This is a genomic window from Paenibacillus sp. 22594 (genome assembly GCF_052044425.1).
Lineage (GTDB): Bacteria > Bacillota > Bacilli > Paenibacillales > Paenibacillaceae > Paenibacillus_AQ.
Map to the genome: position 1 here is coordinate 170,315 of NZ_JBQENA010000007.1, position 22,327 is coordinate 192,641.

Here is a 22,327-nt window from a genome sequence, read left to right on the forward strand (position 1 = left end):
TGAACCCGTTTGTTCATCTTCTACCTCCCGAATATACATTTCGTAGAATCGCCAGCCTATCGTGCGGATCATCCTACCCCATCACTTTCTAACAAGGAATAAAAATTATCGCGGTCTTCGTCATCGAATTTGCCAAGTGTCCGTACCCTGACAATTTCATGTCCACCATACATGTCTATTTCCTCACCATACCTATTGTAGAGCGCGATCATATGGCCATCCTGATTCAACTCCATGTACCCGTAACATTTTGCTTCAGGCACTTCACCGTAAAGGAGCATAAATCTGATTTTGTCCACTCTGTTCATGCAGCTCCTCCTTTTCTGTCTTTCGTAATGGCCTAAGAAAATTCTACGTGAAACCGGATGAATTGGAAAAAGCGATATCGCTCTTCAACCTCGGAAATCCATTCCTATTTCGAAAGAATAAGGGGGGGTCCCCCGCTATGTCGCTCATTTTCACATTATCTCTTGACAAGATGAGATTTGGGGATTACTATAACGTGCCGGTTAACTCTACAAGATAAATTAATAAAAGGGCGGACTTTTAGAAGAGCCTTGGCACCGAATCGTCAGCCTGTTGTAAAGCAAAAAGACGACCTTCATTCAGAAAACAAGAATGAAGGTCGTCTTTTCACTGCAGCCTATAGCAGCACTTACATATCATCGCTAGAAATATGCTCGTGTATTTTTGTTACATTTTGAAGATCAAAATCTAAGTTTCTCGTCACATACCTGTTAAAAAAGTCAGGCTCAATCCCTGTCAGTTGATGAAAGAAGGACATTTCGGCTTTCCAATCGTTTTCAATCATTTGACGAATATCCACTAAACCTCTCTTCGAAACGAGATCGATAATGGATTTAACCTTCATTGGTTTTTGGATCGGAATTATTTTATCGAGCGGTTCCCTTTCCAAATATTTTTTTCGGTGCATTGCCGCGTAAAAGTTCCGATGATTCTTGGGTTCCATAAGCCCAAGTTGAGTTGCCCTATATCCCAACACCTGCAACGAAGTTTTCCATTTCTTTTTCAAATCGAGGTAATCATCAGGGTTAGTGATATGGACAACATCCTTCATATCCACTGCAAATTTGTCCTCTGGCAACAATAATGCTCCGGCAAACAGATTCGCTTCATTCTCAATCATTTTGTGCTCTTTCCGGTCCAGGTTAGCGAACTCAAGGCGATAATGAAGCAACAGATGACCCAATTCATGTGCGATGTCGAAGTTTCTCCGTACAGCCGAGCGTTTCATATTGCCTAAGATGATGTAGGGACGATCGTTCTGGGTCCAGAGGCTGTAGGCATCAATCTCTTCACCAATGGCCTTCTCAAATACAAACACTCCGCTTTTTTCGATCAGAAATATCAGATCATCATTTGTCGATTGCGCTAAATCAAGTCTTTCTCGCGCTAAACGGGCAACATGATTGATTTGAACCGCTCTGTCGTCGTCTGAATGATTTAAAAAATTAATAACCTCATCCCTTAACTTGATGATTTTAAGGGTAGGAAGGCTAACTTTGGCCGTAATATAGTTGATAAAAGCATCCAAGTATTCAACATGCTTCGCTTCTGCCTGTGTCTTCGAGATGACATTCAAGACTTTTGAACGATAAGCGATGTTCATTAAGTCGACACTAGCAGGCGTCAAATATCGAGCAAGCATGTCTTCCGTATAAAAGTATTTACTTTTAACGCTGAAAATCCGTTTTAACTCATTCACGATTTGCAATTTCGGTGATGTATAAGCGTTCTCATACTGCCAGACTGCTTGTTCTGTGACACCTAACTTTTCGGAGAGCTGTTTTCTCGAATATCCATGCATGATCCGTAAATTGGCCAGATTTTCACCAATGAACATGCCTACATCCCCCTTAATTAACTAACACCATTCTGCCAGTCATGATTGTTGTTGTTCATCTTCAAGTATCCCGATATCAAATGCAGCCGGGTCCATAATTTCTTCGTTCATTTCCGGTGCCACGACTTCACGATCCTCGTCCGTTAAATCCGCTCCAGAGATAAAGTCTGAGAGATCTTCTACAAGATAAGCGATGTTATCGACCGGATTAGGCAAATAATGCTTGATTTCAGATATCTGGTAAGCCTCATCCAGGGCATATGTTAGAATGTGGAATTCGGTATATGAAGATGCGAATTTCTTCAGTTCATCTCGCACCTGACTCTCAACAATCCAGAAGGAAAGTTGTTCGACCCGCTCAGCTTCTTTCCCTTCTGTCGATAATTGCGGATTGGAAGAGAATTTCAACTCTTTATTGATTTTTGAAAGATCATGAAGATAGGTACGATGAGGACCTTTCTTGCTGTTTTCGTTTGGGATCTTTGCTGCCGAAAAGGAACTCTCATTGAAATAAGCGGCATTTTTAATAAGAAAAAGGATCTTGGAGTCTCCGTGGATAAATTGAAGATAATCCCATGTTAATCCCGCTTTTGATTTCTTGTACGTGAAGCCGTAATTAACACAATCTTCCGCAAGCCTGCTTTCAATAAAATTCCCCTTCGTCCAGGCAAAAGCTGAACTGATTTTCATTTTTGATTTTCGATCTTTACGATGTTCAATATAATCGCGGTACCCGTCAACGATAGCATCAACAATCATCTTATTGTGTTCAGAATTGAATTTGTATTCTTCCATATCCACCACTCCGATTCACGATGATAAAGGCAGTTATATTCTAATCGAAACTGGAGGATATGGAAATGATTTTTTTTGATTTTCTTAAAGTTTGATTGTATATCACCATAAAATTTTATAGTTTTAGCGCTTTACCAGGTACTTCGCTTGCATTATTCTCGTTCCTGCTAATTATTATTCACTTCAGAATAGAAGGACTCAATGAACGATTAGCATAGGCTAAACGTATTATAAATATTCTGTTAGAACCGCATACACCAAAAAAGAGGTGAAGGAAATGCTTACCATAAAACACTTTACCAAGAGCTATAAAGGTGGTAAAAAGGCAGTAAATGACTTGAATTTAGTGGTCGAGCGAGGCGATATCTATGGCTTTATCGGACATAACGGTGCAGGAAAGACAACAACCATCCGGGCAGTAGTTGGTGTGCTTGATTTTGAAGAAGGGGATATTGAAATTGACGGTATCTCCATTAAGAAAGATCCAGTAGCTTGCAAGGCGAGTATTGCGTATATTCCCGATAACCCGGATCTATACGATCATCTTACCGGCATACAGTACTTGAATTTTATTGGCGATCTCTTTAGCGTATCCAAGGCGGATCGTGAGCTGCTCATCAAAAAATACAGCGATGCTTTTCAGATTACGGCCCATTTGGGTGATATGATCTCATCGTATTCTCATGGGATGAAGCAGAAACTTGCGATCATCTCTGCTCTCATTCATAAACCAAAGTTGTTAGTGTTAGACGAACCCTTTGTTGGACTTGATCCAAAGGCTGCTCACATGTTAAAGACAATCATGGTAGATCTATGCAGCCATGGCAGCGCCATCTTCTTCTCAACACATGTGCTGGATGTGGCCGAGAAGCTCTGCAATAAGATAGCGATTATCAAAGCGGGCCAATTGGTAGCCCATGGCAAGACCGAAGCAGTAAAGGGGGAGAATAGCCTGGAGGATGTATTTATGGAGTTGATAGACAATGATTAATACTTGGAGATTAACGAGGCTGCAGTTACTTTCTTCATTTGGCTTGAATAAGGCTTTACACACGAAAGATGTTAGGGAAAGACGCAAATTGCTTCTACTGAGCATCGGGATTCTGGCGGGTGTGCTCATGATAGCAGTAGTTTCATTTGGCTACAGCTTCATGATGGCACTGACTTTTGAACAAATGGGGCGGATGGACCTGTTGCTTGCCATAATGATGGCTATCACTTCTATTGTAGGATTCTTTACTACGATCTATAAGGCAAGCGGTGTATTGTTCAGCTATAAGGACTACGATCTGGTTATGTCGCTGCCTATAAAGACGAGTCATGTTGTCGCAAGCCGTGTTCTCCAGCTCTATGTACTGACTTTGTTTTTTACTGTGATGGTCATGCTGCCAGCCGGTATGGTATATGCTATAAAAGTGATTCCTGGGGCGTTATTTTATCTGTTTTTTCTAATGACGCTCTTATTTATTCCGTTACTGCCGATTATTGCCGCAACTATTATTGGCTCATTCATTAGCTGGTTCTCCTCCCTGTTTAAAGCGAGCCGGATGATCAGCCTTGTATTAACTTTTGCTGTAATTATTGCATTCATGGTTGGTTCATTTACTCTGAATGGGAACGAGCAGGTATTAGCTGATATGGGGACTGGGCTGGCAGATATGATATTTAAGCTGTATCCCCTGACAGCCATGTATGTAGATGCTGTTTGCTCGTATCGCATAAGTTCATTGTTATTATTTACTGCGATATCCGTACTTTCTTTTATAATATTTGCCGCTGTGCTAGGTACAAGATACAAAGCTATTCATACAGGTCTAATGACCAGTCATGAAAGCAGTAAATATATAATGAAGCCGTTAGCCGTATCATCTCCATTTCGTGCACTGTACAAGAAGGAGTTAGGCCGATATTTTAGTTCTTCTATTTATGTGCTGAATACAAGCATTGGCATGATTTTATTACTGGTGATGTCGATTGCTTTATTGTTTGTCAGCTCGGAGAAGCTAGGGGAACTGATCGAAATTCCACAATTATCACAATATCTGAGTACGCTGGCTCCAATCATAGTTTCCTTATTTGTAACTTTAAGCTGTACAACGTCAAGCTCCATTTCTCTTGAGGGTAAACATTTATGGATACTAAAAAGCTCACCCGTGTCGAAACAAAGCATATTGCTTAGCAAAGTTGCCGTGAATCTCACCATTACATTACCGGTCTTGGTTGTGAGTTGTGTGCTGCTTATGATATCGCTGCGTACGGGGTGGACCGAAAGCTTATTATTGCTTGTTATCCCATTGATATATGCTTGTTATTCAGCGATGATGGGCGTAATTGTTAATTTGAAATTACCTAATCTGGAGTGGACAAGCGAAGTTACGGTGGTAAAACAGAGTGCAGCGGTCATTGTGTCTATGTTCATAGGAATCCTTAGTCTGTTATTTCCATTTGGTATATCCCTTCTTTTGACTCATGTAAATGACAATCTCATCTTGTTAGGTGATGGAATGCTTATGGTAGCGATATGTGTAGGAATGTTTAGATATATACAGACTAAAGGGGACGAGTTGCTTCAGAAGCTTTAACAAGCAACTTGTGAACCGTATCACAAGTAAGGCAAAATTTACTGGGAATGATCCGCTATGATAACCGCAGCCCGGTTGGTTATAATGAGTTATTAAGGGGGGGTTGTTTTGAACTATTCTCTGAATCACATTCCGTATCTACCGGGGTGTCCGGCATACTTCACCTTCGATGAAGACCATGCCGAGCAATTCCATCAACACTCGGGTCTGGAGCTGATCTGGCTCACTGCGGGGCGGCTGAAGGTGACGATCCAGCGGCAGGATTACGATCTGAATGATAACGATCTTCTGCTCATTAATCATTTGGAGCCTCATTGCGTTACTCCGCAGGTGCCGGACACCCATTTTATCCTGGTCCATCTGGACAGCCTGTTCCTCTCCAATTACCATCCCGACTTTTACGATTTGCACTTCGATGTGAGGTCTTTCAGAAACAGTGAAGATAATCAAAAGGCCTATGATATTATCCGTATTTTGCTTAGTCAGCTATTTAACTCTATCTATCATACAAACCACCAAGAACATCAGGAGGTTCTCCGTCTCTCGGGTTATCTGACCTCTCGCTTTACACGGCCAGCACACCAGATAGACCCGGACACTCCATCTTCTTCACAGGATGTCAGCATTGTCCGGCAAATTTTGAACCGGGTGGAATGGGATTTCAAAGGAAAAATAACCCTGAATGAAATTGCCCGGGAAACGCATTACAATTCCTCGTATTTGTCCGACATTTTCAGGAAAAATGTTGGTGTCACGTTCAAAACATATCTGGAGCAGATACGAATCCAATTTTCTTTATATTTGCTGCAATCCCAGAATACGTCGATCATGAACATCGCCCTGTCCTCCGGCTTTAGCGATGAGAAGAGCTATTACAAGGCGATCAAGCGTGAGTTTGACGCAACGCCGATACAGTTAAAGAGACGTTGGCAGGAATCAAGTTCTCCCACAGACGCTCCTTGCATGAGGGCTGCACACGAGGCCAAAATTCACGATTATGCTTCGCAGTTAATTGAATCCTGCATGCTGGAAAAAAATACGCTGCAGGTTTCCATAGTCAAGGATATCCAGTCCGAGGGGTATAAGCTGAAGCCTGTCTGGAGCAAGATGATGAACATTGGCTCAGCCAACACATTGCTGAATCAAAACATGCGCGATCAGATTAAGGAGATGACGGAAGACATTCCGATCGAATATATCCGGTTTGAGGGGATTTTCAATCAGGAAATGGATATCATCCAAAAGGATCAAGGCGGATTAAAATTCAACTGGAAATTTGTTAATCATATTCTCGATTATTTACAGGATATTGAGGTCAAGCCCTTTATTTGTCTGAGCTATATGCCGCTTGCCTTTGCCAGCAAAAGTACCAGCTTCTTCAACTATCAGGGCAATACCTCACCTCCGAAGAAAATGAGTCAGTGGCTGGCTCTGGTACAATCCTTTATTACGAATTGCATTAACCGGTATGGATTGGATAGTGTATCAACATGGTATGTCCAGATATGGACGGAGTTTCCGGTATATGATATCCACTGGAGCGGCACGCTGGAGCAATATTTTGAATTGTACAGACAGACGGCACTGCTAATTAAGGGGATTTCTCCCACGATCAAGGTGGGGCCTGCGGCTGAGAACTTCCATACAAATGACCAGCCCTCAGAGCGGCTGCTGGAATTTTGCCAGGATCATGCGGTGCCGATTGATTTTTATAGCTGCAATATTTATCATAACCGGATCAATTTTATCGAATGGAGGGAGCGCTCTTCCGCAGATAAGGTAGACATTCAATCTATTCCCTTTCAATACGAGTCCAAAAACCACACCAAGCATGTGCTGGTCAGAACACACCGAATGCTGAGAACGCATTATGCGGAAGACGTTGAATTTATCGTCACTCGCTGGAACCTTAGCTGGGATGTCACCAATTCGCTTCACGACACGGCATTTATGTCGACATTTATTATAGATAATATGCTTGACGAATCGGCGGCGAATGCTGGGGCGATCGGCTTTCTGTCAGCCTCGGATATTCTCTATGAATGGGATATCAAGAATGCACCCTTTTACGGGGGAACGGGTCTGGTCAATACGGAGGGCATCAAAAAATCAGCCTATTATGCTTTCGTATTTTTGTCCAAGCTGGGGGGTCTGGTGATCGCCAAGGGAAAAAATTACATTATCACGCGGCAAGGGGATAACATTCAGATTCTGGTGTATAACCACACTTATCTTAACCAGTTATATGTAAGAGGTCAGCAGCAAGAGCAGCAAATCTACCATAATTTCGAGGAATCCAGTGATTTATCGGTTGATATTCACCTACAAAATATTTACGGAACCTATAAATGCAAGCAATACAGCCTGAACCAAGCTCATGGATCGGCCTACGACGAATGGGTTCGGATGGGGGAATATGTTGATCTGAATGATGAAGAGACGGAGTATCTCAAGAACATTTCCAGACCCGTGCTGCGAATTAGACAGGTTGTCCTGAAAGGTGAGTTCCAGTTTCCCCTGCATGTCCCGGTTCATGGCATCGAATGTGTGACCATGAATAAGCTCTACAACTGAGCCAAGAAATCCCCTGCTTTTTGGGGGCGATTTCTTGGCTTTTTTCTGATATTCGATTCAAATCAATGAACAGTGTACCTTCTTGCCTATGCTTCACCTAAGAAACAGGAAGGAATCGCGATTCGAATTGGACTACACTTTAAGCAATGATATTTATAAAATCCCAAATTTGAAAGCGGTTTTATAAATACTGAAAATTCATGACAGGAGGAAGATCACCATGAAAGCAAATAAACAGTTTCGTTTATCCTACACTGGAAAAGCGAAAGAGGTTGTAAAGCAAATGAGTTTAGAAGAAAAAGTGTATCTCATGAGCGGCCAGGTATCCATGGAAGAGATGCTGGAGGATTTTAAAGTCAGACATTACAACTGGAGACCTTATCCGGCGGGCGGCAATGAGCGACTGGGTGTGCCGGAATTGAAGTTCGTGGACGGACCACGCGGAGTGGTATCCGGCAACAGCACCTGTTTTCCGGTAGCTATGGCTAGAGGAGCCTCCTTTGAACCGGGGCTGGAGGAACGTATCGGACATGCTATAGGCAAGGAGGTGCATGCGCAGGGCGGCAACTTTTTTGGAGGCGTTTGCATTAATCTCCCGTACAATCCCGGTTGGGGAAGAAGTCAAGAGGTGTATGGCGAAGAATCGTTCCATCTCGGCGTGATGGGCTCGTCTCTGGTCAAAGGGGTTCAGGAAGAAAATGTAATCGCTTGCGTGAAGCATTATGCGTTCAACAGCATGGAATGGGCACGCTTCAAGGTAAGCGTTCTGGCCGATAAGCGTACGGAGCGCGAGGTGTTCCTGCCGCACTTCGAGGATTGCATCCATGCGGGCGCGGGCAGTGTGATGAGTGCGTACAATTTGTACCACGGTCTTCATTGCGGACATCATGACTATTTGCTGAATCAGGTGTTGAAGGGCGAATGGGATTTCGACGGCTTTGTTGTCAGTGATTTTGCCTGGGGAGTGAAGGATACGGTAGAGGCTGCCAATGGCGGCATGGATGTTGAAATGTGCCATACCAAGTTTTTTGGCGACAAGCTGGTGGATGCCGTCAGAAAGGGTCAGGTCAGTGAAGAAAAGATCGATGCCGCGGCAATCCGGATCGTACGTACGATGCTTGCGTTTACGGAAGCAGATCAAGGCGCTGTATACAGCAAGGACCTGATCGCATCACCTGAGCATGTCGCTTTGGCGCTGGAAGCTGCCGAGAAGTCCATGACTCTGATGAAAAATGACGGGCAGGTGCTGCCGTTCTCCAAGACTGCAACAAAGAGCATAGCTGTCATTGGAGAGCTTGGCAACATCGGCAACATCGGCGACCATGGTTCAAGCCGCGTGTTCCCTCCTTATGTTGTAACTGCACTGGAAGGAATCAAGCGCTTGCTGCCTGGTGCCGAAGTGGTCTTCAATAACGGCGATGATCTGGAGCAGGCGAAGCAGTTGGCAAAAACCTCGGATGCGGTTGTGTTCGTCGTAGGCTACGACCACGATGATGAAGGGGAATCCGTTACGAACGAAGATGCGGATCTCAAAGCGGGCGGGGACCGCAAGCATAGCCTAGGCTTGCATGCGAAGGATAATGCATTGATTAATGCGGTTGGACCGCTGAATAAACAGTCCGCAGTCGTGCTAATTGGCGGTAACATGATCATGATCGAGGATTGGAAGTCATCTGTATCTGCCATTTTGATGGCGTATTATCCTGGCATGGAAGGCGGCACAGCGATTGCAAAAACCTTGTTCGGTGATGTGAATCCGGGTGGTAAATTGCCTTTTGTCGTACCAACCAGTGAAAGTCATCTCCCTCAGGTGGATTGGGATGCGAGCGAAATAAAATATGAGTACTACCATGGATACACCAAGCTGGACAAGGAAGGAATCAAGCCATCCTTGGCATACGGCTTCGGGTTGTCCTATACTGACTTTTCCGTCGCCAATGCAGACTTTGCCGTCGTTGATAAGCAAATTGTGGCCAAATGCGAGGTAAAGAACACAGGAAGTGTGACTGGAGATGAGGTGCTTCAGTTCTATGTCGGCTTCCGCAATTCCAAGGTGGATCGTCCGGTGAAGGTGCTGCGCGGCTTTAAGCGGGTGACGCTGAAGCCAGGACAATCAACGAAGGTGGAAATCACTTGTCCGATTGAAAAAATCAAATGGTTCAACCCAGCCACAAATCAGTGGGAGCTTGAGCAAATGGACTATGAGGTATACATCGGCAGCAGCAGTGCTGAGAAGGATCTGATTCAAGGTAGTATTCGCTTATAAGGTTTATACACACGTTCCCATCAGGAGGCTGCAAAATGTCAATAAGAGAAGAATCAAATCATAAGTTATCCTTACTGGAAAAAGTGAGCTACGGTCTGGGAGATACTGCCTCGAACTTGATCTATGCGGTGGTTACGACGTATCTGACGTACTATTTTACCGATATATATGGAATTGGCGCTGCGGCTGTAGGTACACTCTTGCTGGTAGCACGCCTTGTTGATATGATCGACAGCCCCATATTCGGTATTCTTATAGACAAGACAAATACCCGTTGGGGGAAATCGCGTCCGTGGATTCTGTGGTCCTGTCTCCCTTTTGCCATCGTAACAACATTGCTGTTTATGGGCCCTGAGCTAAGTGCTTCCGGCAAGCTGGCCTATGCCTATATTTTCTATATCGCATCTAATGTTCTGTACACGGCAGTGAACAACCCGTTGACCACGCTGCTTCCTAGCCTGTCCAGTGACATCCAGGAAAGAACCGTAGCTAACAGCTTTCGGATGTTTGGCGGACAATTTGGCGGCTTGCTTGTGAACTTGACCTTATTGCCACTTGTGGCATTTTTCGGAAATGGAGACCAGCAGAAGGGTTTCTTTCATACGATGATTCTGTTCGGCATTTTGGGGCTTATCATGTTCCTGATTACGTTCTTTAACACCAGAGAGCGTGTCCAAGATAAATCAGGCGGTAAATCCTTGCCAGTTAAGGAGAGCATTAAAGCGATCAAGGGCAATTTGCCCTGGTTTGCCGGGGTGTTGGTAGGCGTGGTTTTCTTCATCCTGTATGTGATTAAGCTGTCTTCCGGTATTTATTATATTACTTATAACCTGAATCATCCTGATATGGTATCTACAGTAAACACGCTGGGATCGCTAACCTTGGTAGGCATTGTTTTTGTACCGTTTCTGTCTAAAAAGTTCAGCAAGAAAACCCTGATGATTGTCGGGATGACCGTCTGCTTGCTGGGTCAATTCATTATTTTTCTGGGCGGACAGAGCACCTTCATCCTGCTAACGGGTACAGTCATTGGTGCGATTGGCTTGGGGCTACCTGTGGGCCTGCTGTTTGCCTTGATTGCGGACACTGTCGACTATGGTGAATGGAAATCAGGCGTTCGCGCTCAGGGCTTGCTGGCTTCAACCGCATCCGGAATTTCCATTAAATTAGGCTCAGGCCTCGGTGGTGCTATTCCGGCCTGGCTGCTCGCTGCCGGGGGCTATGTTGCGAACCAGACACAGACTCCCTCCGCTCTTCGCATGATCGAAATCAGCTTTATCTGGCTTCCAATCGCCCTGTGCTTGTTATCCATCCTCATTCTGACATTCATGTACAAATGGGAGAAACCGCATCATGAAATTATTGCGGAGCTGGAATTAAGAAGAGCGCAATAGGAGAGGTTCAGATTAAGCGCTTCAAGCAACAACGCCTACAACGCGCGGTTCACTACTGCTCGTTATAGGCGTTGTTTATTGCTGTGGAGCGATTGTACTGTGAATTCCACGGACCACAAACGCTTATGATAGAATAATCACTAATACAATATATGGGAGTAAGGAGAAAGAGCAATGTATACAATAGGTCAGATCGCTAACATAATGGGAATTTCCAAGGATAAGCTAAGGTACTATGAAGAAAAAGAGATTGTGACCCCAATACAGGATGATGAGAATAACTATAGACAGTATGGTTATAAAGATATAGATAATGTATTAGCAATAGATTTCTATAGATCATTGGATTTGGAATTTAAGACCATTCAGAAACTGTGCAAGGAAAGTGATACAAAAGCTATTAAAGGGATCTTAGATGACAAGCACAATGAAATCATTCAACATATAACCAGACTAAATAATATAGAAATTAGAATTGAGAAAGCTAAAAACGATTGCAGCGATATTGAAAAACACCTGAATAAATATTCAATTAGACCTATGCCACCTATAAAAGTATTAGGACAAATATCAGATTTTAGAGCCTATGAGGAATTTGATGTTATACATAATAATAGAAATCAATTAGCTGAAGAGCCTATTTTCAAAAGCTTAAAACGGCATATTATTTTTAATGAAGAGGGAATCCAATCCAATATAATGCTGGTTACAAAAGATACAGAAGTTGATAACGCTGCAGGGGAACGGGATATTGTACACTATGAAAAATGTCTATATACGATTGTTGAAGATGGAGTTCAGTATAAGGATGTGATGGAGGATAGCTTTATAAAGGGTATGCAATGGGTCGATGCCAATAACTATAAACATAAAGGCATAGTAATTATAGGGATGTTATTAGTAGGCTACCACGAAGGAATATTAAAGTCATATTTAGAAGTTTATGTCCCGATTGAATAAGGTTATTTACGTAATGATTGACCTTGGGACGACCCCATAGTTTAGATTGTAGAAGAATTAAACTATAGGGGGAACAGGATTATGAATAAAGAAAATGAGATCAGAAGCATATGGAAGCTTATACTTCTTCACTTATTTCCAGGAATGGCGTTATGTCTTCTTTACCTATTATTATTAAAAGTGGGGAGTTTAGCGGAATATCCCAAGCTTGTCACACTAGGCATAGCAGGTTTTTTTTCAATAGTGCCTATCGAACTGGGATATTTATTGTATATCGCCAAAAAGGAAACGGGAAATTTCAATATCTTTAAGATACTGGGACTAAAAAGTAAGCTGAAGATTAAAGAATATATAGTTTACACTCTTTTACTGCTTACAGTGGCCGGAATACTTATGAAGGTGTTATCTCCATTTTCAAATTACATATTAAGTACTGTATTTAGCTGGCTTCCAAGGGATTTCAATTATATCCAGGGCATGGACCAATTCAGTAACAAGCTTATCCTAATTGCAATAATAGTAAGCTTTTTCTTTTTTACGCTGATTGGCCCTATAACTGAGGAGCTCTATTTTCGAGGATTCTTACTGGCACGTATGAAATGGATGGGGAAATACAGCGTACTAATAAATCTTGTATTATTTGCTGTTTATCATTTCTGGTCACCTTGGCTTATTCTATCGAGAATCGTGGCATTTTTCCCATTATTTTATTTTGTACACAAAAAAGACTCAATGAAATTAGGGATATTCGTACATTGCTTAGCCAACTTTACAGATGTAGTAGCTTTAGTGATGATATTACTTTAAAACCTCGCAGACCCCTGCACTGGATTTCAATCATCTCCGTGCTCAAGGTGAAGCCGGGGAAGCACTTAAGAATGCATTTACATCCTCGGCTATTTTCTTATATTGCGTCCAATGCAGATAATGATGTCCTTTTAATGTGATGAGTTGATGGGTACGTACATTCTTGAGCTGCTCCTCATAGAAGGTGATATTGGATCTGCCGTTCTCATCTACCTTATCCCTCTCGGTCGTAAAAATCATCACAGGCAGATTGGGCGGGAAGGTCATCTCCTTCGTTGTGTTGATGTTATTCCCCAGTTCTCTGGATTCATTTACTACGTTTTTATTGTAAGCTTTCCAGGCTGTAATCATTTTGGTCAGCTTTTTGTTCTGGTCAGAATATGTGCCTTCATCCGCTATCGGTAAGATATATGAAGGAACTATATAGGATGCAAGTCTTGCCAGACCGCTTGGTGCAATCAAGCTCATATATGCAGGCAGCTCAGGGACAGGTTCATTGAAGTACTCCACTGCCTGCGGCAGGGTGATATCAATTCCGGCAATCGCTTGAATTTCATCAGGATATTTATTGGCATAATACATACTGTAGATACCGGATACAGAGTGGGGCAGTAGCGTGTATGGGCCCTTGATGTTCGCTTGTTGCAATGCGCTGCGCAGTTCCTCTACTATATTATCCACGGTTCGTTTTTCATCGGTCAGATCACTCCAGCCATACCCGAAAGGCTCTACGACTACCACTTTATTTTGTTTGGCCAACTCATCCACCAAAGGCTCAAAATCCAGCACAGGCGCTGCTGTCCCTAGTCCGGGTAACATTACAATGGTGTTGCCCTTTGTCCCCTTCGTATACACATGCATTTTTTTACCCTTCACTTCAACATACTGGCCCCATGCCGGATATTGCTTATGTTCATACATTGTCATTACACCATTACCCGACACGATGATAAGCAGGATTGCGCCTAAAAACAGCATGATGTTCCTGATTATTCTCAAGAATTTGAACTTTCTCTTTGTTTTCATTGAATTCATTGCCCCTTAAACAAATGATACCTTCTCATTCATTGTAGGGACCTTAGGTTAAAAACCGGGTTGGTGACCGTTTAAAGTTTGTTTAAATTTAATACAGCGCCCGCCACAAATAAAAAGTCGCATAGGCCTCCCAGCCGCGCCAGGGCTCCGCCAGCTTCAAAAGCTCTGCGGGGGTCGGCTTCCGGTCCATGCCGGTCAGGAATTTGACCGCATTCTGCAGGCCTACATCCCCCACCGGGAGAGCTGTAATATCATCCAGACAGCGCATCCGGACGTACTGCGAGGTCCACGGACCGATGCCGCGAATCTGGAGCAGCCGCTGCTCGGCAGCTTCCGGGGATGGCAGCGCCAGCAGTTCTTCACGGCTTAAGCCGCCACTGGCAATTAGTGCCGCCACATCCAGCACCGTCCGCGCTTTGCTGCGGGTCAGCTGCAGGGCGCATAGCTCCTCCTGCTGCACATCCGCGAATACCTCCGGCTTTGGAAATTCATAGTACCTCTGTCCTTCATACTCCAGCGATTCTCCATAAGCAGCCGTCAACTGCTGCTTCAGCCTGTAAGCAAACGCCAGATTTACCTGCTGGCCCAGAATGGCCCAGCACAGCGCTTCGAACAGATCAGGAATGCCCACGATCCGCAGGCCTCTGTGCTGCTCCGTAAGCGGTCCAAGCAGCGGGTCGGCTTCTGCCAGACGGTAGAACGGTGCCAGATCACGGTCCAGATCGAACCATTCCCGAATATAGCGGGCCAGCCACGCTATCGCTTCAGGACCAGGAGTTTCACCGTACAGCAAGGTTACCCGCAGCCGGCTCCCCTCTGGTACCGTCAGCCGGACAAGAACCGGGTGGGCCTCCAGATTGAAGTAACGGGTCACTCCCTCCTGATCCGTACGGTACAGACATTCAAGCGGGGAACGGTTCAGATAATCCAGGCAGACGCCGAAATCGAAGAACTCCGGCAGCGGCAGCTCAAAAAGCAAATCGTTCATGGCCCGCCTCCCCCACATGCATAATACCTTCCAGCACCAGCAGCTCCTGCTTCAGCTTGAGCCCGCCCCGGTAGCCGGTTAATGTTCCATTCGTGCCAATAACCCGGTGACAGGGCAGAATGACCGGAAGCGGATTCTGCCCGTTCGCCGTCCCTACTGCACGCATCGCCTGCGGCCTGCCGATCCTCCCGGCAAGATCACGGTAGGTAATGACCTCACCATGCGGAATGGTCGCAAGTCCTTTCCAGACCTCCTGCTGAAACGGAGTTCCCCAGATATCCAGAGGGATATCCTTGAAGCTGACCGGTACCCCCGCAAAATAATTCTCCAGCTCCCGGGTAATCCCGAGCTGCGCGAACACAGCCTGATGCTCCTGATAACGGTGCAGCGGAGCATAGGTTTTCAGCCATGCCCCCTCAGGCAGCTTCTCCTCTCTCCCAAAGGACAGGCGGATTAGTCCTTTGTCACTGGCCCATAGGGTCCAATCTCTATTCCCTAGGTTCAGGGTATGATGGTAAATCGTGATTTCACTCATGATGAATCCCTCCTTGGATTTGGCTGCGGTATTCGGTCGGCGCCAGGCCGGTTTTTCGCATGAACCACGCAGCAAAGTGTGACGGCCCGCGAAAGCTGACCGCATGTCCCACCTCGGCAGCCGCAAGCTCTGTATCCGCCAGCAGCGCGCACGCTTTCTCCACGCGCAGCTGATCCAGCCTCTCCGCAGGCGACCGCCCGGTGACCTGCTTATAGGTGCGCTGGAGATGAAACGGGCTGACCTTAAGCTGTGCGGCAAGGGATTGGAGTGTAACCTTCTGCCCAAATTGTGCTTCCATCAGCTTATCCGTCTCGGACGCAAGCACCGCGTCCGGACGCAGCACGCCGCCTTCCTCCGGGCGGCATCTTTTGCAGGGCCGAAAGCCCGCCGCTACCGCCTGCTCCAGCGAATCATAAAAAACGACATTGCCTGCCTTCGGCGTTCTTGCCCGGCAGGAAGGGCGGCATACAATATGTGTTGTCAGCACCGCTGTATAATACACACCATCATACTTTGGCTCACGCCGCACAACGGATTCGTAGATCTGCTCGAATAATGCCTGTTCCATCGGAAATCACCTCTTACCGCCAGTATATACGATTCAATTTGCCTTATGCAGCCCTTTGAAACAGGAGAGCAAGATTACGACAGCGCTACTATAGGCCGTACTTTGCTCTGTACTCCACTCGCCCGGGGAGGTACAATAAGTTATTCATCAGAACCAACGACGCGTCAGGAAGAACATAATATGGTAATATTATGAATATTTCCATTATCGAACATTCAGGAGGATCACTATGCAAAAGCACTCATGGCTATTAAGCACACTTTTTCTTTCCCTTGCGTTATTTACAGGCTGCAGCTCATCAGCCTCGAGCAATGCACCTGAACCCAGCCCTACGGCCTCTGAAATTGCAGCACCCTCTTCTGAGAGCACTTCGCCTCCTGCTGTGAGTGCAGCTCCTGCACCTGAGAGCAGTACTTCTCCGCAGGACAGCACAGCCGAAACGGCAGCCGTTCAAGCCGCCACAGAGTATAAGAATTCCGAGTACACCGTCAAGGATTATTCGGATGTCCTGTCTGAGGAGAGCATTGAGCAGAGAAACGATGCGATGAGATCCTATCTGACAGAAGATTTTTATCAAAATGCAGTTAGCACCCGTTACACTTCCCTGCCCTTGCAGGTGGTCCAGAAGCAGCAGATGTCTGTGAAGCCGGAAAATCTGAAGTTCACCCTAACGGATGGAACGAAAAAAGATATCGTCGAACTGAAGTACAACGTAGACCTGGTACTGCTCAATCAGAAGGGTAAGGAAAACAAGCGGGTGCCTATGGAGGGCATATTGACTATGTTTAATGTGGATGGGCAATGGCTGGTGCAGGGCGACCGGTTTGACAACGCCGCGTTCAACAAGCTGATCAACTAATTTCATCGGTTATCGCAAGTGGAAACGGCTACGCCGTCCTTATAAGGGCGGCATCCGTTTCAGCGAGAAAGAGAAGGATAATGTATAACGTGAAACATATAAATTCTTGTCTTTAAAAAAAGCCCCTCCAACTTCCGCCATAACGGCGTAATTCGAGGGGCTAAATGTATGAGGACACTCTTCTATAAACTGTATAATTTTCGTTGTTACAAGAATATATTATATGGCTGCTTTTGAAGTCTGAAGATCCGCAGGGCCGTCCGCAACTGGCGGGTTCTTCTTCTTCATGTAACCAGAGTAGTAAGCGGTAATGATTGGAACGAGGATGGAAGTCACGATAACCGATGCTGCCACGAGTGCAGTTGCTGTCTGGGCGGCTGGCAGAAACTCAGGTTTCATATTGGCTACCAGCATAGGGTTCGCTACAGCGGCTCCGGCTGTACTGGAAGCAGCAAGTCCGGCAGTCCCGTTACCACGGCCAATGTACTTGTCAGCCAGAATCAGCGGAACACCTGTAATGATGATAACAACAATACCCAGCAGAATACCCAGCAGGCCTGTATCTACAATGACACCCAGGTCAATGGAGCTGCCCAGTGCGAAACCAAAGAACGGAATCAGTGTCTGTGTAGCTTTGCCGAAGTAAGCGCGCAGATCATGATCCAGGTTACCCAGCAGGAATCCGACCAGGAAAGGAAGCACAGCGCCAACAAATACATGCGGTTCGAATACGGCTACCCCGGTGCTGCCCAGGATCAGCATAGTTACAAGCGGACCGGATTCCAGCGACATCAATACAAATGCGCCAGATTCTTCTTTTGTGCCATACTGCTGCATAATGGAAGCGTACAAGCCGCCATTGGTCATATCCATTGCGGAAATGATCGCCAGAACGGATAATCCGGCAAAAAATCCGGTTTGAACGCCGCCCTCAGGCAGGAACTGAATCGCAATCAAGGCTACTACCCAAGCTACCGCGATTTTGGTCAATACGAGTGTTCCGGATTTGCGGAGTACGGTTCCGGTTGCTCTAACATCAATAGCAGCACCCATACAGAAGAACCAGACGGCCAGAATAGGTACCGTACCTGTCATCAGACCTTTGGTGAAGCCTCCGAAATATTCGCCTGCATTCGGGAAAGCCGTGTGGATAATGGCACCAAGGAACAAAGGAATCAGCATCATGCCGCCGGGAATCTTGTCGATCGTCTGTTTGATTTTCATGTGATTGATCATACCCTTCTTATAATGTGCTATAATTTTTTTGCAGAAATTGATTATTTTGTCTTCCATAGGCGCAGCAAATCAGTCCCCCGAATCTAACCATCCGTTACAGTACGCAAACCTGCGGACAGCTGTCTCAGAGAGAAAATTTGCTTGACTACGCTTTCACATCACTTACGGCTAAGTCCGAGCTCCGGGATCATTTTGGCGAATAAGTCGTCGCTTTCTTTTAATTGCCGGGAAAAGTCTTTGCCGTCCTTAACCATCAGTCCAAGTCCATTTACATTCATATACTCGCGGAATGCCTTGTCTTCGGTTCCTTTGATAAATGCCCCGGCGAGTATATCCGCAATGGCGTCCGGTGTGTCCTTCGGTACAGCAAGTCCTCTCCATGTACTGGTGAAATTCACATGTATTCCGGTCTGCTCTTCCAGAGTCGGAACGCCCGGCAGCGCTTCAGAGCGCTTGTCGGCGTTAACCGCCAGTGTCCGCAGCTTTCCTTCATCCACATATTTTTTCACTTCGGCGGGACTCACAGGCACCGCATCTACAAAACCGTCCATTAAAGCGGAGACGGCGGGCCCAGCACCTTCAAAGGGAATATGTGCAAACTTCACACCTGTTTCCCGTTCCAACGTTATGGCAGCTAAATGCCAAATGCTTCCCGTTCCTGCGTTTCCCATTTTCAATTCACCTGGATGCGCTTTCGCAAAGTCGAGAAATTCATTTACGGTTTGCCACGGCGCGCCTTGCCTTACGGTTATGGCGGAAGGATCAAAATTCGTTTGAGCGATGGGTTTGAACTTCTCATAGGTAATCGGCAACAGACCCAGATGTGGAAGGATGGTTAATTCGGCCGGCAAAAAAGTCACCGTATATCCGTCACCCTTGGCACTCGCACCTTCCATCAGTCCGACGGAACCTCCGCCGCCTGTACGGTTGACAACGATAACCGGCTGTCCCAGAAACTTCTCTGTCGCTTTGGCTAATGCCCTTGCTGTTGTATCCGTTCCTCCGCCTGCAGCGTACGGCACAATTAATGTGATCGGCTTCTTGGGAAAATCAGCGTGCTCTCCCTTGTTGCTGCGATCGTCCGTTACGCGGTTTCCAATAAGAAGAAGGATTACTACAGCCAGCAGCGATGCCGTCCAGATTCCTATTTGTATTCCCCGTTTCAAAAGCATCCCTCTTCTCTTATTAAAGGATATCGAGCTGCTGGCCGGAACTTGAAATCCTGCCGTTTGCTCTATCGCCCCACCCCCGAATTTTCAAGCATCAGCCAGTGTGTTTCGTAGCTGTGAAAGTTTTCTCAAATAGAACTTTATCGTATTCGGGGGTGTCCTACAATCATATTATCTTATTCTGAATCCTCAGAAACGCCGGAATGGCGCGGTTTTGGCCGATCTGCATACTCGCTGGCATATTTGTTGCTCTCCCGGAACTTGCCGGGTGTCGTCGATTTGATTTTACGGAAGGCCCGGATGAAGCTGTTCTCATTCTGGTAGCCCACCTGGAGGGCAATATCGGCAATTTTCAGGCCGCTGTCCAGCAAAAGCTCACAGGCTTTATTAATTCTCAGATTGGTAAGGTAGTCATAAACGGTCGTTCCGGTCTCTTCCTTGAAGAGGGTGCTGACGGAGGATACCCCCATATTGATATGGGCAGCGATATCCTGAAGTCCGATATTCTCCTGCAAATGACTCTCCATATATGCTATCAGGTTCTGCACCTGCAGATATTCCTTCGATTGCCGGTGTGCGCCCAGCACATTTGCCATATGGACGACGATACGGCACAACATATCTTCCAGCTCGGTAAGATCCATGGTCGTCACCTGATGCCACGTGTAATCCGCAAGCTCGGCAGGAAGCGGGTGGTTCCCGGCTGCGGCAACACTCATCATTTCCTCTAACAGATCATTGATGGAACGGAACACCTTTTGCGGCTGAATGCCTTTTTTGCGGGTGTCGGCTGCTCCTCTGCGGATCCACTCCAGTCCCGTCTCAGCATCCGATGACTTCAGCGCCTGCAGAACCTGCTGCCTCCAGGCATCATCGGATGGACCAACGCCTTCTGTATATTGGTTCTCTGTTTCCGTGTAAGTGTGGACAAGTCCATAGCCTTCATACAGCCGGCAGGACAAGGCCAACATGGATTCGTTGTAAGCCTGGGCCACCTGGGCAATAGCAGCAGAAGTGCTGCCGATCCCGATGGATACGGATATTTTCAGGACTTCCTCCAGAAGGCTAACCAGTCTGACCGCTTCCGCCTGAAGATCGCGTTCTTCCTGCGTCCGGACCTGAAGCAGCACGGCTACACTATCCTTCTGCGGAGCTGTGGTTACTGCTCTCCAGGAGGGTTCGAAATATTCCAGGACAATGTTATTCATCGCGTATTTCAGCAGCATCTGGTCCTCTTCCATAAATGCCGCTGCCCATTGTGCATGGCGGTCGACCGATATCAGCAGCAGCTCAAAAGGGCCCTCCTGCCAATCTGCAAAATAGTGCTCCCATTTCGTCTGTATCTCCTGCGTGCCCATACTGCGGGTAATCAGATCATTCACATATTTGGACCGCAGCTCCGGCAGGCTCCACTCCGCTACGAGCGATTTGCTCTGAAAATCACCGACCAGCTTGCCGATTACCGGCTCCAGGTCGTACAGATTGCCATGTCCGGCTGATGCTGTATCCGGAGCCAGCAGCTTGTTGATCCGTTTCAAAGGCCGGAAGGCCGCGAAATTATAATAGTAGATCGCGCAACAGCCCACAGCGATGGAGATCAGCGACAGCATGATCATCATATTGCGTGCTGTTGTCACATTTTTGAGCAGCTGCTCCATAGGAACGAGTGAAATCAGCCGCCAGCCGGTCACATTGGAGAAGGTCTGGTTGGCCATATAGGCCTTGCCCTCGATCTTCACATGTGCAAACGGGCTTACATCGATGTCTTTCAGCATCTCGTTCATTTCCGCAAGAGGGAACGGCAGGTTCAGCTTCGGATAGATCAGGTCGCCCTCAAGGTCATACACCAATTGATAGCTCGACAGATGACTGTACATTTTGGAGAACAGCATGTCGTAATCCAGATCAATCAGCACAGCCCCCGTCACTTCACCCTCCTGGACAATCGGACGGGCTAAGGACAGCAGCTCTGTGTCGCTGAGCTGAGGATCGGTGCCGGTGTACACCCTTCTCTTGATCAGAAGCGGTTTCTCCTTAATCTCCTCAATCCACGAAGTCCAGGCATGCTCCGGCGCCTCATCCCAGGAGCCCTTATAGCCATAGCCGCTGGAAATCACGGAATGATCCTTAAATTTGATGACGCTGATGGCGTGAATGTCCGGCTCTGTTGCGAGCGTTGTCAGATAATCCTGCGGCTCGGCGGCAATGCCTGCATTCTCTGCTGAGGCTGAGTTAATGTATTTCAGTATAACCGGATGAAATGACAAATCTACCGCCTTATTGTCCGACTCCCGGAACGCCCGATTGGTGACATCCAGATTGATCTGCAGCAGCTCAATATTCGGCGTATTCAGCTCGGTATCCAGTGCGTTCCGGTATTCCCTGTAGGAGAACAGGCCGATCAGTATAATCAGCAGCGACACACTGACGGTCAACATCAGGATCAGCCGGTTTTGTTTGTTGTTCAGCAAATATTTTAACTTAAATCGCAGCATTGGCGTTGCTTCATCCTTCCGCGGGTCTCATGGTCCAGACCATAGAGTAGCATGTTTTTTCTGTAGTTCAATATGGAGCATATCATATTCTTTAAGATTTTAAACGTTTGGAGTGAAGAACATGATAAATGATATAATAGTAGAAGCTAAGGGGAAACGAAGTAGCCGTCCTTCTATAAGGGGCGATACCGTTTCAGCCA

General features: G+C 46.2%; 18 protein-coding genes. 8 read left to right on the plus strand and 10 right to left on the minus strand.

Annotation, left to right across the window (positions count from 1 at the left end):
• Positions 1–68: 68 nt before the first annotated feature.
• From ACTJKB_RS21895 to ACTJKB_RS21905, 3 genes are all read right to left on the minus strand, one after another.
• On the minus strand, positions 69–308 hold the full coding sequence (locus ACTJKB_RS21895) for a hypothetical protein (RefSeq protein WP_440836488.1): 240 nt from the start codon (positions 306–308) through the stop codon (positions 69–71).
• Between the two features lie 347 nt (positions 309–655).
• On the minus strand, positions 656–1,864 hold the full coding sequence (locus tag ACTJKB_RS21900; protein WP_440836489.1) for a spr1629 family repressor/antitoxin: 1,209 nt from the start codon (positions 1,862–1,864) through the stop codon (positions 656–658).
• A gap of 39 nt (positions 1,865–1,903) precedes the next feature.
• Positions 1,904–2,659, minus strand: a complete 756-nt coding sequence (locus tag ACTJKB_RS21905) for a spr1630 family ClpXP-sensitive toxin (protein WP_440836490.1) — start codon at positions 2,657–2,659, stop codon at positions 1,904–1,906.
• Positions 2,660–2,936: 277 nt separating this feature from the next.
• Between ACTJKB_RS21905 and ACTJKB_RS21910 the strand changes: the two genes are divergently transcribed.
• From ACTJKB_RS21910 to ACTJKB_RS21940, 7 genes are all read left to right on the plus strand, one after another.
• The gene (locus ACTJKB_RS21910) at positions 2,937–3,650 is read left to right on the plus strand and encodes an ABC transporter ATP-binding protein (protein ID WP_440836491.1); all 714 of its coding nucleotides are present in this window, start codon (positions 2,937–2,939) and stop codon (positions 3,648–3,650) included.
• Positions 3,643–5,241 carry a hypothetical protein gene (locus tag ACTJKB_RS21915; protein WP_440836492.1) on the plus strand — a complete coding sequence of 533 codons (1,599 nt, stop codon included), beginning with the start codon at positions 3,643–3,645 and terminating at the stop codon, positions 5,239–5,241. The genes ACTJKB_RS21910 and ACTJKB_RS21915 overlap by 8 nt, the downstream gene beginning before the upstream one ends.
• A gap of 108 nt (positions 5,242–5,349) precedes the next feature.
• Positions 5,350–7,815 carry a GH39 family glycosyl hydrolase gene (locus ACTJKB_RS21920; protein WP_440836493.1) on the plus strand — a complete coding sequence of 822 codons (2,466 nt, stop codon included), beginning with the start codon at positions 5,350–5,352 and terminating at the stop codon, positions 7,813–7,815.
• Positions 7,816–8,035: 220 nt separating this feature from the next.
• Entirely contained in the window at positions 8,036–10,081 is a 2,046-nt protein-coding gene (locus tag ACTJKB_RS21925; protein ID WP_440836494.1) for a beta-glucosidase family protein, read from the plus strand.
• A 35-nt stretch (positions 10,082–10,116) separates the two neighbouring features.
• The gene (locus ACTJKB_RS21930; protein ID WP_440836495.1) at positions 10,117–11,475 is read left to right on the plus strand and encodes a glycoside-pentoside-hexuronide (GPH):cation symporter; all 1,359 of its coding nucleotides are present in this window, start codon (positions 10,117–10,119) and stop codon (positions 11,473–11,475) included.
• Positions 11,476–11,649: 174 nt separating this feature from the next.
• Positions 11,650–12,435 carry a MerR family transcriptional regulator gene (locus ACTJKB_RS21935; RefSeq protein WP_440836496.1) on the plus strand — a complete coding sequence of 262 codons (786 nt, stop codon included), beginning with the start codon at positions 11,650–11,652 and terminating at the stop codon, positions 12,433–12,435.
• Between the two features lie 81 nt (positions 12,436–12,516).
• The gene (locus tag ACTJKB_RS21940; protein WP_440836497.1) at positions 12,517–13,242 is read left to right on the plus strand and encodes a lysostaphin resistance A-like protein; all 726 of its coding nucleotides are present in this window, start codon (positions 12,517–12,519) and stop codon (positions 13,240–13,242) included.
• Positions 13,243–13,284: 42 nt separating this feature from the next.
• Here ACTJKB_RS21940 and ACTJKB_RS21945 read toward each other — a convergent pair whose 3' ends face one another.
• The 4 genes from ACTJKB_RS21945 to ACTJKB_RS21960 all read right to left on the minus strand — a co-directional run bounded on the left by ACTJKB_RS21945 (position 13,285) and on the right by ACTJKB_RS21960 (position 16,368).
• A complete protein-coding gene (locus tag ACTJKB_RS21945) occupies positions 13,285–14,220 on the minus strand; it encodes an alpha/beta fold hydrolase (RefSeq protein ID WP_440836498.1) in 936 nt (311 codons plus the stop codon).
• A 145-nt stretch (positions 14,221–14,365) separates the two neighbouring features.
• Complete coding sequence (locus ACTJKB_RS21950; protein WP_440836499.1) at positions 14,366–15,265, minus strand: DNA-3-methyladenine glycosylase family protein; 900 nt, start codon at positions 15,263–15,265, stop codon at positions 14,366–14,368.
• Positions 15,246–15,800 carry a methylated-DNA--[protein]-cysteine S-methyltransferase gene (locus tag ACTJKB_RS21955; RefSeq protein ID WP_440836500.1) on the minus strand — a complete coding sequence of 185 codons (555 nt, stop codon included), beginning with the start codon at positions 15,798–15,800 and terminating at the stop codon, positions 15,246–15,248. The genes ACTJKB_RS21950 and ACTJKB_RS21955 overlap by 20 nt, the downstream gene beginning before the upstream one ends.
• Positions 15,793–16,368 carry a bifunctional transcriptional activator/DNA repair enzyme AdaA gene (locus tag ACTJKB_RS21960; RefSeq protein WP_440836501.1) on the minus strand — a complete coding sequence of 192 codons (576 nt, stop codon included), beginning with the start codon at positions 16,366–16,368 and terminating at the stop codon, positions 15,793–15,795. Before ACTJKB_RS21960 ends, ACTJKB_RS21955 begins: the two co-directional genes overlap by 8 nt.
• A gap of 229 nt (positions 16,369–16,597) precedes the next feature.
• Between ACTJKB_RS21960 and ACTJKB_RS21965 the strand changes: the two genes are divergently transcribed.
• Positions 16,598–17,227, plus strand: coding sequence for a hypothetical protein (locus ACTJKB_RS21965; RefSeq protein ID WP_440836502.1), 630 nt, complete (start codon positions 16,598–16,600; stop codon positions 17,225–17,227).
• 219 nt (positions 17,228–17,446) lie between these two features.
• Here the strand turns inward: ACTJKB_RS21965 and kdgT are convergent, their stop codons facing one another.
• The 3 genes from kdgT to ACTJKB_RS21980 form a co-directional block, all read right to left on the minus strand.
• On the minus strand, positions 17,447–18,451 hold the full coding sequence (gene kdgT / locus ACTJKB_RS21970; RefSeq protein WP_440836503.1) for a 2-keto-3-deoxygluconate transporter: 1,005 nt from the start codon (positions 18,449–18,451) through the stop codon (positions 17,447–17,449).
• Positions 18,452–18,621: 170 nt separating this feature from the next.
• A complete protein-coding gene (locus tag ACTJKB_RS21975) occupies positions 18,622–19,635 on the minus strand; it encodes a tripartite tricarboxylate transporter substrate binding protein (protein WP_440836504.1) in 1,014 nt (337 codons plus the stop codon).
• 173 nt (positions 19,636–19,808) lie between these two features.
• The gene (locus ACTJKB_RS21980; protein ID WP_440836505.1) at positions 19,809–22,127 is read right to left on the minus strand and encodes a helix-turn-helix domain-containing protein; all 2,319 of its coding nucleotides are present in this window, start codon (positions 22,125–22,127) and stop codon (positions 19,809–19,811) included.
• Positions 22,128–22,327 lie beyond the last annotated feature (200 nt).

What these genes read in the sequence shown, in the direction of transcription:
- ACTJKB_RS21895 (WP_440836488.1), bottom strand. Translation starts at nt 308, where the DNA reads ATGAACAGAGTGGACAAAATCAGATTTATGCTCCTTTACGGTGAAGTG.
- ACTJKB_RS21900 (WP_440836489.1), bottom strand. Translation starts at nt 1,864, where the DNA reads ATGTTCATTGGTGAAAATCTGGCCAATTTACGGATCATGCATGGATAT.
- ACTJKB_RS21905 (WP_440836490.1), bottom strand. Translation starts at nt 2,659, where the DNA reads ATGGAAGAATACAAATTCAATTCTGAACACAATAAGATGATTGTTGAT.
- ACTJKB_RS21910 (WP_440836491.1), top strand. Translation starts at nt 2,937, where the DNA reads ATGCTTACCATAAAACACTTTACCAAGAGCTATAAAGGTGGTAAAAAG.
- ACTJKB_RS21915 (WP_440836492.1), top strand. Translation starts at nt 3,643, where the DNA reads ATGATTAATACTTGGAGATTAACGAGGCTGCAGTTACTTTCTTCATTT.
- ACTJKB_RS21925 (WP_440836494.1), top strand. Translation starts at nt 8,036, where the DNA reads ATGAAAGCAAATAAACAGTTTCGTTTATCCTACACTGGAAAAGCGAAA.
- ACTJKB_RS21930 (WP_440836495.1), top strand. Translation starts at nt 10,117, where the DNA reads ATGTCAATAAGAGAAGAATCAAATCATAAGTTATCCTTACTGGAAAAA.
- ACTJKB_RS21935 (WP_440836496.1), top strand. Translation starts at nt 11,650, where the DNA reads ATGTATACAATAGGTCAGATCGCTAACATAATGGGAATTTCCAAGGAT.
- ACTJKB_RS21940 (WP_440836497.1), top strand. Translation starts at nt 12,517, where the DNA reads ATGAATAAAGAAAATGAGATCAGAAGCATATGGAAGCTTATACTTCTT.
- ACTJKB_RS21945 (WP_440836498.1), bottom strand. Translation starts at nt 14,220, where the DNA reads ATGCTGTTTTTAGGCGCAATCCTGCTTATCATCGTGTCGGGTAATGGT.
- ACTJKB_RS21950 (WP_440836499.1), bottom strand. Translation starts at nt 15,265, where the DNA reads ATGAACGATTTGCTTTTTGAGCTGCCGCTGCCGGAGTTCTTCGATTTC.
- ACTJKB_RS21955 (WP_440836500.1), bottom strand. Translation starts at nt 15,800, where the DNA reads ATGAGTGAAATCACGATTTACCATCATACCCTGAACCTAGGGAATAGA.
- ACTJKB_RS21960 (WP_440836501.1), bottom strand. Translation starts at nt 16,368, where the DNA reads ATGGAACAGGCATTATTCGAGCAGATCTACGAATCCGTTGTGCGGCGT.
- ACTJKB_RS21965 (WP_440836502.1), top strand. Translation starts at nt 16,598, where the DNA reads ATGCAAAAGCACTCATGGCTATTAAGCACACTTTTTCTTTCCCTTGCG.
- kdgT (WP_440836503.1), bottom strand. Translation starts at nt 18,451, where the DNA reads ATGAAAATCAAACAGACGATCGACAAGATTCCCGGCGGCATGATGCTG.
- ACTJKB_RS21975 (WP_440836504.1), bottom strand. Translation starts at nt 19,635, where the DNA reads ATGCTTTTGAAACGGGGAATACAAATAGGAATCTGGACGGCATCGCTG.
- ACTJKB_RS21980 (WP_440836505.1), bottom strand. Translation starts at nt 22,127, where the DNA reads ATGCTGCGATTTAAGTTAAAATATTTGCTGAACAACAAACAAAACCGG.